This window comes from Microbacterium galbum (genome assembly GCF_032464915.1).
Classification (GTDB): domain Bacteria; phylum Actinomycetota; class Actinomycetes; order Actinomycetales; family Microbacteriaceae; genus Microbacterium; species Microbacterium galbum.
Genome location: NZ_JAWDIS010000001.1, coordinates 1,761,093 through 1,773,278, shown reverse-complemented (window position 1 = coordinate 1,773,278; position 12,186 = coordinate 1,761,093). Strand labels below are relative to the sequence as shown.

The window sequence follows — 12,186 nt, the reverse complement described above, 5'->3', positions numbered from 1 at the left end:
AGTGCGGTCAGGCCGCCAGCACGTGCTTGAGCTGCTCGACGGCCCAGTCGAGCTCGGTCGCGCGGATCGTGAGCGGCGGCGCGATGCGGATCGTCTGGCCGTGCGTGTCCTTCACCAGGACGCCGCGGGCCAGCAGCTTCTCCGCGATCTCGCGACCGGTGCCCACGGCGGGGTCGATGTCGACACCGGCCCACAGCCCCGCGATGCGCACGGCCGTGACGCCCTGGCCCACGAGCGTCCGCAGGTTCTGCTCGAGGTGCGCGCCCAGCGCCTTCGCGCGGGTCTGGAACTCCCCGGATGCCAGCATCTCGACCACGCGCAAGCCGACGGCCGCGGCCAGCGGATTTCCGCCGAACGTTGAGCCGTGTTCGCCGGGACGGATGACGCCGAGGACGTCCTCGTTCGCGACGACCGCCGACACCGGCAGGATGCCGCCGCCCAGCGCCTTTCCGAGGAGGTACACGTCGGGCACGACGCCCTCTCGGTCGCACGCGAACGTCTCTCCGACGCGGCCGAGACCCGACTGGATCTCGTCGGCGATGAAGAGCACGTCGTTCTCCGTGCAGATCTCGCGCACGCGACGGAGGAAGCCTTCCGGCGGGACGACGACGCCGGCCTCGCCCTGGATGGGCTCGAGGAGCACCGCGGCGGTGTTCTCGTCGATCGCGGCGGCGATGGCATCCGCGTCTCCGTAGGGCACGTGCACGAAACCGGGCGCGTACGGGCCGAAGTCGTCGTGCGCGGTGGGGTCGTCGCTGAAACCGACGATCGTCGTGGTGCGACCGTGGAAGTTGCCGGTGGCGACGATGATGGTCGCGGCGTCCGCGGCGATGCCCTTCGTGCGGTAGCCCCAGGCGCGCGCGACCTTGATGCCGGTCTCGACGGCCTCGGCTCCGGTGTTCATCGGCAGGACCAGGTCTTTGCCGCACAACTGCGCGAGCGCCGTGGCGAAGGGGCCGAGCTTGTCGTTGTGGAACGCGCGGCTCGTGAGCGTCAGCCGGTCGAGCTGTTCGCGGGCGGCGGCGAGGATCGCCGGGTGCCCGTGGCCGAAGTTCAGCGCGGAGTACGCCGACAGCAGGTCGAGGTAGCGCTTGCCCTCGACGTCCGTGACCCAGACGCCCTCGGCGCGCGCGGCGACGACCGGCAGCGGGTGGTAGTTGTGCGCGAGGTGCGCCCCCTCGGCGGCGATGAGCTGCGCGCCGAGGTCGTCGACGGCGGTGCTCATCGGGTGCCCCCGCGCAGTTCGAGCGTGCAGCACTTGATCCCGCCGCCGCCGAGCAGCAGCTCGGACAGATCCACGAGCACGGGCGTGTACCCGCGCTCGCGCAGCTGCGCCTCGAAGCCCTTCGCGCGCGGCGAGATGATGACGTTCTTCCCGTCGCTGGCGGAGTTGAGACCGAACACCGAGCCGTCGGCATCCGAGACCCGGATGGCGTCGGGGAAGCGCTCGCGCAGGATCGCCTGGCTGTGCTCGTCGAAGGCGTTCGGAAGGTACGCGATGTTCGCCTTGTCGACGCCGCCGGGGCCCTCGACCGGGTCGAGCACGGCGAGCGCGGTGTCGAGGTGGTAGAACCGCGGGTCGGTGAGTGTCAGCGACACGACCTCGCGCGAGAACACCTCGCCGACCTCGCAGTGGCTGTCGCCCGTCGAACGGAAGCCGGTGCCCGCGAGGATCGTGTCGCCGACGAGCAGGAAGTCGCCCTCGCCCTCGTTGACCTCGACGGGCTCGGCGACCTCGAAGCCGTTGGCGGCGAACCAATCGATGAACGCGGGCGCCTCGGCGGCCCGCTCGCGGAAGCGGAACTTGGGACCGTACGCGACCCCGTCGATGACGAACCCGCCGTTGGCCGTGTAGACCATGTCGGGCAGCCCCTCGAGCGGGTCGATCAGGTCGATCTCGTGACCGAGCTCGATGTAGGTGTCGTAGAGCGCCTGCCACTGCTGCACGGCGAGATCCGTGTCGGTGGGACGCGAGGGCTCCATCCACGGGTTGATGCTGTAGCTCACCGTGAAGTGCGAGGGCTTGCACATAAGGTACCGGCGGTGCTGCTGGACGCGCTCGGTCGTCACCTCGGTGGCGGTGGCGGGGGTAGCGGACATCTCTGCTCCTCGGAGGAAAGGTGCGGCGGACGCTGTCCTGGGGCTCGGTGGCCCTTCGAACCCGTGCGGCGCTCATCAAGTTCATGGGACGCCGTGCGGGGAAAGGTCGGTCCGAGCACGCCGTGGTCATTGTCTCATGAGGCCGGCGCGCAGCCCCGGCGACTTCGCCGATGCGCGGCCGACACGCGGCATCCCTCCCCTCGGATCGAGGTTGCGCCCGGCTGACGCGCACTCGAGGGACGACACCGGATGCCGACTCACACGGCCCCGCGGACGCCCTCCGCCCGCAGCCGGGCGACGTCGGCCGCCGAGTGGATCCCCGCATCGGAGCCCAGGCCGGTGGCGACGAGGCTCCCGCAGGCGAGACCGCGCTGCGCGGCTTCCCCGACGCCCGCGCCGTCCAGGAGACCCCAGATGAATCCCGCGCTGAACGCGTCGCCGCACCCGGTCGTGTCGACGACGTCGACGGCATATGCCGGAAAGCGCATATCGCGTTCCTCACGCGTGCTGATGCTCACCCCCGCGGCGCCACGGGTGACGACGAGCGTCTGCACGCCCGCGTCCAGATAGAACGCGACGGCCTCGTCGAGCGCCTGCGTCCCGGCGAACGACAGGGCGTCCTCCTCGCTCGGGAACAGATAGTCGACGAACGGCAGGCACGGGAGTACCGCGTCGCGATCGCCCGCACCCCCGGTCGGGATGAAATCCATCGTCGTCACGATCCCGGCCTCGCGTGCACGGCGCAGCAGGTCGACGCTCGGCGGTCCGTCGATCCCCGGGAGCAGGCAGGAGCCGCCCAGGTGGAGGACGGCGACGCCGTCGAGAGCGAGGGAGGCGAGGTCCTCAGGTCGGATCGCGGCGTTCGAGCCGATGACGTGCAGCGCAGGGCGGCTTCCGTCGCGTCGGATCGGCAGCATCGTCGCCGAGGTGGGACGCTCGGGCCGGACGGCGAGCCCGGTGACGTCGACGCCCTCCGCGGCCATCGTCGACCGCAGGAACACGCCCAGCGCATCGTCGCCGACGGCGCCGACGGTCGCGACGGAGACACCCAGGCGCGCGAGATCGACGGCGGTGGCCGCCGCAGTCCCGGCGACGGTGAGGCGGATCTCGTCGAGCAGAGCGAGCCCCTGTCCGGGCGGGATGGCCTCGACGTAGCGGCCGAGGACGTCGGCGACGTGGAGTCCGACGGTGACGACGCGAGCGGCAGGCTGGGGCATGGGTCTCCTCGGGTGGGCGAACGGGCGAAGCCTACTGAGGGGCACATCGGTGACGGCTTCATTTCACCGTGTGACGCCCGAGTCGAACGCCGTGATGACCCCTCCCTACGATTCGAGAGACCGCTGCCCGGCGGTCCCCACACAGCATCCGCGGCGACGCGCGCACCGACGCGAGCGCCCACCGGCCCCACAGGAGCCCACCGTGAGAAAGTCCCTCTTCGCCCTCCCGGCGCTCGTCGTCGCGGCGGGCCTCGCCCTCGCCGGGTGCACCACCGTCTCCTCGGGAGGCGACGCCGCCCCGAACGGCGACGGCGTCGATCCGAACCAGCCGCTGGCGGGGAAGACGATCGGCATCGCCGTCGTCGGCACGCAGCACTTCTGGGACCGCGAGGCCTTCCAAGGCGCGGTGGACGAGGTCACCAAGCTCGGCGGCACGCCGCTGACCACCGACGGCAACCGCGACAACACCCTGCACGCGCAGAACCACGACATCTTCCTCGCGCAGAACGTCGACGCCGTCATCACGATCCTCGGCGACGCGTCGGTCGACCCCAAGCTCCAGCAGCTGCACGACGCCGGAATCCCGGTCTTCGGGGTGGACCACGCCTCGGAGTACGCGGTGAACAACGCCCAGTCCGACAACCAGGTCGGCGGCACGGCCCTGGGCAAGATCACCGGTGAGGCCCTCGGCGGAGAGGGCAACATCGCCGTCTTCAACGCCTTCGGCTCGAGCCTGTCGTTCTGCGGAGAGCGCTACGACGCGTGGAAGAACGAGCTGTCGACGAACTATCCGAACATCACGCTGATCGAGCCCGAGCTCGCGGAGCAGTTCGCCAACGCCCCGGACGACGCGCGTCAGCAGACGCTCGCGCTGCTGGAGAAGTACCCGGTCGGCACGATCCAGGACATCCACGTCGCGTGCTGGGACCAGCCCGCGATCGGTGTCGTGCAGGCGATCGAGGACTCGGGCCGCACCGACGTCAAGGTCACGGCCTTCGACGCCGGCCCCGACACCCTCGAGATCATGAGCGAGCCCAACAGCCCGTTCGTGGGCAACATCGCGCAGCTGCCGCGCAAGATCGCGACGATCTCGGCCGACAACGTCGGCAAGTACTTCCTCGGCGAGGAGGTCGAGAAGGTCAGCTACGTCGACACCATCCCGGTCGCCGGCCCCGACGAGGCGAAGAAGGTCTCGAAGGAGCTGGGCTACACCCAGTGACCATCAGCTCCTCCCCCCTCGTGACGCCGGTCCTGCAGATGACCGGCGTCACGAAGGCGTTCGCGGGCGTCCCGGCTCTCCGGGGCGCCTCGATCGACGTGCGTCCGGGCGAGGTGCACGGCCTGGTCGGCGAGAACGGCGCGGGCAAGTCCACACTCATCAAGATCCTCGCCGGGATCTACGAGCGCGACGGCGGCGCGGTGGCGATCGACGGTGCGGATGCCGGGCGTCTCACGTCCGCCGACGCGCACGCCGCCGGCATCCGCTTCGTGCATCAGGAGCTCCAGCTCGTCCCCGACATGACGGTGGCCGAGAACATCTGGCTCGGCAACGAGCAGAGCGCGCGCGGGCTGCTGCGGGCTCGAGCGATGAAGGCCCGCGTCGCCGAGGTGCTCCACGAGGTGCTGGGCATCCGCCTCTCGCCCGCTCGACTCGTGCGCGACCTCGGCCCCGCCGAGCGCAAACTGGTGCAGGTCGCTCGCGCGCTCGTGGACGACGACGCGCGCCTCATCGTCTTCGACGAGCCCACCGCCCCTCTCGCCAGCGCGGAGGCGGAGCAGCTGCTCGGGATCATCGGGCGCCTGCGCGACCGCGGCATCTCGAGCCTGTACATCTCGCACTACCTCGGCGAGGTCACCCGCATCTGCGACCGCGTGACGGTGCTCCGCGGCGGGCTCGACGTCGGACGCATCGACGCGATGGGCCCCGACAGCGGCCGCGAGATGATCCGCCTGATGATCGGGCGCGAGATCGACGACCTCTATCCCACCCGTCGCCCCGCCGTCACCGCCGAGCCGGTCCTTCGCGCCCGTGGCCTGCGCGTCGGGTCTGCCGTGCACGGCGTCGACCTCGATGTGCGCCCCGGAGAGATCCTCGGGGTCACGGGACTGCTCGGCTCGGGGGCGTCGGAACTGGCCGAGGCCCTGGTCGGCCTCCACCGTCACACCGGCGACCTCTCGCTCGACGCGCGCCGGTTCCGGCCGTCGAGCCCCGCCGCAGCTCTCGAGGCGGGCGTGGTGCTCGTTCCGCGCGATCGCCGCCACGACGGTGTCGTGCTCGACTTCTCGACGCAGCGCAACCTCACGCTCTCGACCCTCGCCGAGGCGACCCGGGCGGGGCTGCTCGATGACGCCGCGTCCCGGTCTCGCGCCGCCGAGCTGGCCGATCGTCTCGATATCCGGCCGCGTGACACCAGCGTGCAGACGCGCCTGCTGAGCGGGGGTAACCAGCAGAAGGTCGTGCTGGGCCGCAGCCTCGCCGCGGGTGCCCGCGTGATCGTGCTCGACGAGCCCACCGTGGGCGTCGACATCGGCGCGAAGCAGGAGATCTACCGCCTGCTGTCCGAGCTCACGGAATCCGGGACCGCGGTGGTGGTCGTCTCGACCGACCCGGCCGAGGTCCTCGGCCTGAGCGACCGCGTCGTCGTCCTCGAGCGCGGGCGCGTGGCCCACGAGGTGACGACGGAGAATCTCACCCTCGCGCATCTCAGTGCCCTCGTCACCGGAAGCACGAACGAGCGAGCGGAGGGGGATGCCGCGTGAACGCCCTCATCACCGGAAGCGGTGCCCGACCGAGCGAAGGACGTGCCGCGTGAGCGCAGCGATCATCGAGCGCCCCGCCCTCGTCCCGCGCGTGCGCAGCCTGCTGGCCCGCCGCGGCCCGCTGCTGGTCGTGCTCGCGATGACCGTGTACCTCGCCGTCACGGCGAAGGGCTTCCTCGGCGTCGCCAACGTAACGGCGAGCCTCACGCAGGCGGCCCCCGTGGCCCTCGTGGCGATGGGTCTCGCCATCGTCGTGATCGGGGGCGGCGACGACGTCGTGGTCGGCGGCATCGACCTGTCGATCCCCGCGACCGCGGCGCTCGCCACCGCGATCGTGAGCGATCAGCTGACCACCTTCGGCACCCCGTTCGCTGTCGCCTTCGCCCTCGGCATCCTGGTCACCACGGCGTTCGGCCTGCTCAACGCCGTGCTCGTCGGGTGGGTGGGGCTGTCGTCGATCCTCGCGACGCTCGCCGTCTACGTCGCCGTCGTCGGCATCACGCGCGTGGTCAGCGGCAATCGCCGCATCGATGTGGCCGATCCCCTCGTCGTGGCGGTGCGCGACACGCGCGTCGCGGGCATCCCCCTGGCCGCGGTGCTCATGCTCCTCGTCGCCGCCGTGCTCGTCTTCGTCATGGCGCGCACGCCGTACGGCCTCCGTCTGCAGGCCGTCGGCGGGAATCGGGATGCCGCGACCTTCGCCGGCATCCCGACCCAGCGTTACATCATGTCGACGTTCGTCATCGCGGGCGCGGTCGCCGGCCTCAGCTCCCTGCTGCTCATCGCGCGGGGCTCCGGCAGCAGCCCCGGGATCGACGAGCGGCTCATGGTCGACATGGTGCTGGCGACGTTCCTGGGCGCCGCCTTCACGCGGCGCGGCACGGTCACCGTCTTCGGCTCCGTGCTGGGCGCGCTGTTCGTCGCCCTTCTGTCGAACGGCCTGATCCTGTCGCGCGTCGCGAACGCGTGGGTCGACGGCTTCAAGGGCGTGCTGATCCTGCTCGTGGTGGCCGCCGCCGCCGCCCGGAAGAACGAGGAGGCCCGCGCGTGAGCATCCCCGCGCCCCGCCCGCGGTGGTCCGGCGTCGCCGGCTCCGCAGCGGCGACCGTCACCCGTTACGGCTTCGTCGCCGCCTTCGCGCTGCTGATCGTGTTCTTCTCGGTCGCGAGCGACGCGTTCCTTCGTCCCAGCAATCTGCTCAACGTGCTCGACGGCGTCGCCATCCTGGTGCTCGTGGCCCTCGCCCTCACCGTGGTGGTGTCCTCCGGCGGCATCGACCTGTCGGCCGCCGTGGCCGTCGACTTCGGCGCGTGGTTCGCGATCGTGTCGATGATGTCGTTCGGGATGCCGTGGCCGGTGGCCGTCCTGCTCGGTCTGCTCGGCGGGGCGCTCATCGGCGCGCTGAACGCGTTCCTCATCGTGGGACTCGGCGTCACGCCCTTCCTCGCGACCCTCGGCACGTTCTTCATCGGCCGCAGCGCCCAGCAGATCGGCACGAACGGCGGCGCCAGCGTCAGCTTCCGCGCCGCGCCCGAGGGTTTCACCTTCCTCGGCTCGGGGGATGTGCTGGGGATCGGCGTGCCGGTGATGATCGCCGCGATCGCCGCGGTGGGGATCGGCATCCTGCTCCACCGCACGCCGGCGGGCGTGCGCATCCAGGCGATGGGTCTGCAGGATCGCGCGGCCGTCGTCGCGGGGCTGCGCACCCGACGGATCCGCGTGCTGGTGTACGTCGGCGCCGGCGTGCTGTGCGCGGCGGGCGGCATCCTGCTCAGCGCGTCCTTGCGGCTGTACACCCCGCTCGCGGGGTTCAGCTACCTGCTCGACGCCATCGCCGCGGTGTTCATCGGCGCGTCGATGCACCCGCGCTCTCGCCCGAACGTGCCCGGCACGGTCGTGGGGGTGCTGTTCCTCGGCGTGCTGGCCAACGGGCTCGACCTGCTCGGTCTCGACTTCAACGTCAAGGCGGCGGTGCAGGGCGTGGTGCTGCTGGTCGCGCTCGTGCTGGCCTACACCGTCGCGCAGCGCGCGCGGGCGGCCGCCGAGCGCAGGCCCGCGGCGAAGCGCCCGCACGGCGCCCCCGCACAAGACGTCGCGCCGGCCGGAGCCGCGACGGCGACGCGTCCGAAGCTCGGCGACACCACTCCGGGAGGCGGGGCATGACCCCCGCCGTGCTCGGCATCGACGCCGGCACCACGGCGGTCAAGGCCGTGCTGTACTCGCTCGAGGGGGAGACCCTCGCCGCCGGGCACCGCTCGGTCGCCGTCGTGCGCACCGCCGACGGCGGGGCCGAGAGCGACATCGACCTGGTGTGGGAGGCCGTGGTCGGCGCCGTCCGGCAGGCTCTCTCACAGGCCCGCAGCGCGGGTCCCGATGTCGTCGCCGTCGGCGTGACCGGCCAGGGCGACGGCGCGTGGCTCGTCGATGCCGAGGGTCGTCCCGTGCGTCCGGCAGCGCTGTGGCTCGACGGTCGAGGTGCCGACCGGGTCACGGCGTGGCAGCACGACGGACGGGATGCCGCGGTCGTCTCCGCGACCGGATCGGCGAGCTTCCCCGGCACCCTTCCGGTGCTGCTCGACGTCTTCGCCGATACCGAGCCGGACGTGCTCGCCCGTGCCGCGCACCACCTCAACTGCAAAGACGCCGTGCGTCAGCGCCTCACCGGCGAGATCGCGACAGACCCCTCCGAGGCGTCGCGCACCTACCTCGACCCCGCCACCCTGGCCTACTCCGACGACATGATCGACGCGCTCGGCCACCGCCGCTTCGCGCATCTGCTCGCTCCCGTCCGCGCCCCGCACGAGCGCGGCGGCGCCCTCACCGCGTCCGCCGCCGACGAACTCGGGCTGCGCGCCGGCGTCCCCGTCGCGGTCGGGCTCGTCGACTCCGCCGCGTGCCCCGTGGGGCTCGGCGCCCTCTCCGATCAGGACGGCTGGGTCGTGCTCGGCACGACCGCCACGGTGGCCGTCAACCGCGTCGACCGGGCGGCTGCCGACAGCGGCATCGGCATCCTCATCCCCACCGGGCGCGGCACCCAGGTGCTCGAGGCCCTGTCGTCGATGGTCGGCACGCCCAATCTCGACTGGGCGCGCGACACGCTGGGCCTGTCCGACCGCGGGTGGAGTGAGCTCGAGCGTCTCGCGCGCACCGCGCCCGACGGCAGCGGCGGCGTCGTGTATCTCCCGTACGGCTCGCCGAGCGGCGAGCGCGCACCGTTCGTGGATGCCGCGGCTTCGGCATCCTGGGTCGGGACCACTGTCGCGACCACCCCCGCACAGCTGCTGCGGAGCGTCTTCGAGGGACTCGCCTTCTCGGTCGCCGAGTGCCTCGATCTCCTCGACGCGGGAGATCGCGTCCCGGTGTGCGGCGGCGGCGCGCGCAGCGACCTGATGTGCCAGCTGCTGGCCGACGTGTCGCAGCGGACGATCGTCCGCACCGCCGACCCCGAGGTCGGGGCGCGCGGAGCGGCGACGCTCGCGGTGGTCGCGGCGGGCCTGGCCCCCGACCTCGAGGCGGCGGTGCGGGTGTTCCCCGTCGGCAGCGTCGAATTCGCACCTCGCGCGTCGCCCGCCCTCTCGGCGGCGCGCGATGTGTTCGCACGGGTACGCGCGGCACTGCGCCCGGAGTGGCCGGCCCTGCGGGCGCTCGCGCGAACGGCCGCGAACGCCGACGGAGTCGGAGCGCCGACGCCCGATGAGTCCCTCATCGCCGCGGAGCGCGTCGACGCCGCAGCCCCCGCTGCCCACCTCGACGCCACCGTCGTCGACGTCCCCGCCCCCGAGAGGACCCCCGCGTGACCCGCATCGTCATCACCGCCCCCTTCGATCCGCGTATCGCCGCCGACCTGCCGGGCGACGTCGCCACGGCATCCGAGGCCGAGACGGGGCAGTCGCTCGGAGCGCGCGCGGCCGCCGACCCCGTCTTCGCCGAGATCCTCGCCGAGGCCGACGTCGTCATCGCCGAGCTCGACCGCATCGACGAGGCGGCGCTGGCTGCGGCCCCGCGTCTGTCGCTGGTCGTCGCCTGCCGCGCCAATCCCGCCAACGTCGACCTGGCCGCCTGCGCCGCCCGCGGGGTCGAGGTACGCACCACTCCGGGTCGCAACGCCGATGTCACCGCCGATTTCACCCTCGCCCTGCTGCTCGCGACCGTGCGTCACGTGCCCGCCGCCTCGGCGTGGCTGCGCGAAGGCGACTGGAGCGCGGACGACGTGTTCGAGCCCTACGCGCGGTTCCGCGGCATCGGCCTGTCGGGGCGGCAGCTGGGCGTCGTAGGCGGCGGTGCGGTCGGTCGACGCGTGGTGCGCCGCGCGCAGGGCTTCGGCATGCGCATCGCCGTCTACGACCCCTTCCTCGCCCCGGGCGCCCTCGGTGACGACGTGGCGCACCTCGACCTCGACGACCTGCTCTCCTCGAGCGACATCGTCACGCTGCATGTGCCGCTCACCCCGGAGACGACCGGGCTGATCGGCGCGCGCGAGCTCGCCGTCCTCCGCCCCGACGCGTACCTCGTCAACGCCGGGCGCGCGGCCCTCGTCGACCGCGACGCGCTGCTCGAGGTGCTTCGCGAGCGGCGCATCGCCGGTGCCGGCTTCGACGTGTTCCACGACGAGCCGCTGGCCGGCGACGACGAGCTGCTGCGCCTGCCGAACGTCACGCTGACGCCGCACATCGCCGGAGCCTCCGACGACGTGGTCGTCGAGCACTCCCGCCTCGCCGCGGCCGCCGTGGCATCCTTCCTCTCCCCCGCCCCCGAAAGAGAGAACTCCCAGTGACCATCTCCGCCACCGCCGACGTCGTCGTGCTCGACATCGAGGGCACCACCTCGGCCGCCGGCTTCATCCTCGGCGACCTCTACGACTACGCCCGCCCGCGCCTCGACGAGGTGCTCGGCCGCGATGACGACACCGTGCGCGACGCCCGCGCCGACGCGATCTCCGAGACGGGCCTGGATGCCGATGCCTCCGACGCCGAGATCGCGGAGGCGCTGCGCGGCCTCATGGCGCAGGACGTCAAGTCGACCCCGCTCAAGACCCTGCAGGGCATCATCTGGGCCGAGGGATTCGCCGCGGGCGAGATCCACTCCCAGTTCTTCGACGACGTGCCCCCGCGTCTTCACGCGTGGCACGAGGCCGGGATCCGCCTCGCCGTGTACTCCTCCGGCTCCGTCGCCTCGCAGGTGCCGTGGTTCCGCCACGCGCCGCAGGGAGATCTGACCCCGCTCGTCGAGGACTTCTTCGACACCGTCAAGGCCGGCCCGAAGAAGGAGAGCGCGTCGTTCGACATCATCGCCGCCGCCCTCGGCGTCGCCCCCGAACGCGCCCTCTTCCTCACCGACCACCCCGACGAGGTCTCGGCCGCCCTCGCGGCCGGCTGGCAGGTGATCGCCCTCGACCGCGCGGGCGAGCCGTGGGCGGGGGCCGACTTCGCCGCGCCCGCCGTGGCATCCTTCGACGAGATCGAGGTGACCCGATGACCGCGCTCCCCTCCCTCGACCGCGTCCGCGAGGCCGGTGCCGCCCTCGCCGCCGAAGCCTCCCGCTTCTCGGGATACGGCTGGATGCGCGGCACCTCGGGCAACCTCTCCGTGGTCGTCGAGCGCGAGCCGCTCGTGCTGGCCGTCACCGCCTCGGGCCTCGACAAGTCGCTGCTCACCGACGCCGACGTCGTGCTCATCGACGCCGACGGCCGGGCGATCGACCCCGACGACCATCGTCCCCCGTCGGCCGAATCCGGGCTGCACGCCCATATCGCCGCGCGCACCGGAGCGAACGCGGTGTTCCACGTGCACGCGTTCGACGCGGTCGTCGCCGGGCACCGCTGGCCGGGCGGCGTGGAGATCCGCGACATGGAGATGCTCAAGGGCATCGGCCACCTCGCCGACGACGAGACCGTGACGATCCCCGTCATCCGCAACCACCAGGACATGAGCGTCGAAGCCGGCTGGTTCGACGAGGTGTACCGCCCCGCCACCCCCGAGGTGCCCGAGGTGCCCGCGCTCATCGTGGCGAATCACGGCATGTACGCCTGGGGCAGCGATGTGGCCGCGGCGCGTCGCCACCTCGAGATCACCGAGTGGCTGCTGCGCTTCGCCGTCGCGACGCGCTGAGC

11 protein-coding genes are annotated in these 12,186 nt (G+C 72.3%); 8 read left to right on the top strand and 3 right to left on the bottom strand.

What is annotated here, in order from left to right:
* Nucleotides 1-7: 7 nt before the first annotated feature.
* The 3 genes from rocD to RWH45_RS08335 all read right to left on the bottom strand — a co-directional run bounded on the left by rocD (nucleotide 8) and on the right by RWH45_RS08335 (nucleotide 3,317).
* Nucleotides 8-1,225, bottom strand: a complete 1,218-nt coding sequence (rocD, locus tag RWH45_RS08345; protein ID WP_315994410.1) for an ornithine--oxo-acid transaminase — start codon at nucleotides 1,223-1,225, stop codon at nucleotides 8-10.
* On the bottom strand, nucleotides 1,222-2,100 hold the full coding sequence (ddaH, locus tag RWH45_RS08340) for a dimethylargininase (protein ID WP_315994409.1): 879 nt from the start codon (nucleotides 2,098-2,100) through the stop codon (nucleotides 1,222-1,224). The genes rocD and ddaH overlap by 4 nt, the downstream gene beginning before the upstream one ends.
* Nucleotides 2,101-2,357: 257 nt before the next feature.
* Entirely contained in the window at nucleotides 2,358-3,317 is a 960-nt protein-coding gene (locus RWH45_RS08335) for a carbohydrate kinase family protein (RefSeq protein ID WP_315994408.1), read from the bottom strand.
* A gap of 202 nt (nucleotides 3,318-3,519) precedes the next feature.
* On the opposite strand from RWH45_RS08335, the gene RWH45_RS08330 reads away from it, so the two are divergent.
* From RWH45_RS08330 to mtnB, 8 genes are read left to right on the top strand one after another with little or no spacing between them, the layout of a single operon-like run.
* Complete coding sequence (locus tag RWH45_RS08330) at nucleotides 3,520-4,536, top strand: sugar ABC transporter substrate-binding protein (protein ID WP_315994407.1); 1,017 nt, start codon at nucleotides 3,520-3,522, stop codon at nucleotides 4,534-4,536.
* A complete protein-coding gene (locus RWH45_RS08325) occupies nucleotides 4,533-6,077 on the top strand; it encodes a sugar ABC transporter ATP-binding protein (RefSeq protein WP_315994406.1) in 1,545 nt (514 codons plus the stop codon). The genes RWH45_RS08330 and RWH45_RS08325 overlap by 4 nt, the downstream gene beginning before the upstream one ends.
* A 49-nt stretch (nucleotides 6,078-6,126) precedes the next feature.
* Complete coding sequence (locus tag RWH45_RS08320; RefSeq protein WP_315994405.1) at nucleotides 6,127-7,128, top strand: ABC transporter permease; 1,002 nt, start codon at nucleotides 6,127-6,129, stop codon at nucleotides 7,126-7,128.
* Nucleotides 7,125-8,240 (top strand): ABC transporter permease, encoded by a 1,116-nt coding sequence (locus RWH45_RS08315; protein ID WP_315994404.1) that lies wholly within the window; start codon nucleotides 7,125-7,127, stop codon nucleotides 8,238-8,240. Before RWH45_RS08320 ends, RWH45_RS08315 begins: the two co-directional genes overlap by 4 nt.
* On the top strand, nucleotides 8,237-9,874 hold the full coding sequence (locus tag RWH45_RS08310) for an FGGY family carbohydrate kinase (protein ID WP_315994403.1): 1,638 nt from the start codon (nucleotides 8,237-8,239) through the stop codon (nucleotides 9,872-9,874). The genes RWH45_RS08315 and RWH45_RS08310 overlap by 4 nt, the downstream gene beginning before the upstream one ends.
* On the top strand, nucleotides 9,871-10,851 hold the full coding sequence (locus RWH45_RS08305) for an NAD(P)-dependent oxidoreductase (protein WP_315994402.1): 981 nt from the start codon (nucleotides 9,871-9,873) through the stop codon (nucleotides 10,849-10,851). The genes RWH45_RS08310 and RWH45_RS08305 overlap by 4 nt, the downstream gene beginning before the upstream one ends.
* A complete protein-coding gene (gene mtnC, locus RWH45_RS08300) occupies nucleotides 10,848-11,552 on the top strand; it encodes an acireductone synthase (protein ID WP_315994401.1) in 705 nt (234 codons plus the stop codon). The genes RWH45_RS08305 and mtnC overlap by 4 nt, the downstream gene beginning before the upstream one ends.
* A complete protein-coding gene (mtnB, locus tag RWH45_RS08295) occupies nucleotides 11,549-12,184 on the top strand; it encodes a methylthioribulose 1-phosphate dehydratase (RefSeq protein WP_315994400.1) in 636 nt (211 codons plus the stop codon). Before mtnC ends, mtnB begins: the two co-directional genes overlap by 4 nt.
* Nucleotides 12,185-12,186 lie beyond the last annotated feature (2 nt).

Coding starts and splice junctions, on each gene's coding strand:
- ddaH (WP_315994409.1), bottom strand. CDS start 2,100: ATGTCCGCTACCCCCGCCACCGCCACCGAGGTGACGACCGAGCGCGTC.
- RWH45_RS08310 (WP_315994403.1), top strand. CDS start 8,237: ATGACCCCCGCCGTGCTCGGCATCGACGCCGGCACCACGGCGGTCAAG.
- rocD (WP_315994410.1), bottom strand. CDS start 1,225: ATGAGCACCGCCGTCGACGACCTCGGCGCGCAGCTCATCGCCGCCGAG.
- RWH45_RS08335 (WP_315994408.1), bottom strand. CDS start 3,317: ATGCCCCAGCCTGCCGCTCGCGTCGTCACCGTCGGACTCCACGTCGCC.
- mtnB (WP_315994400.1), top strand. CDS start 11,549: ATGACCGCGCTCCCCTCCCTCGACCGCGTCCGCGAGGCCGGTGCCGCC.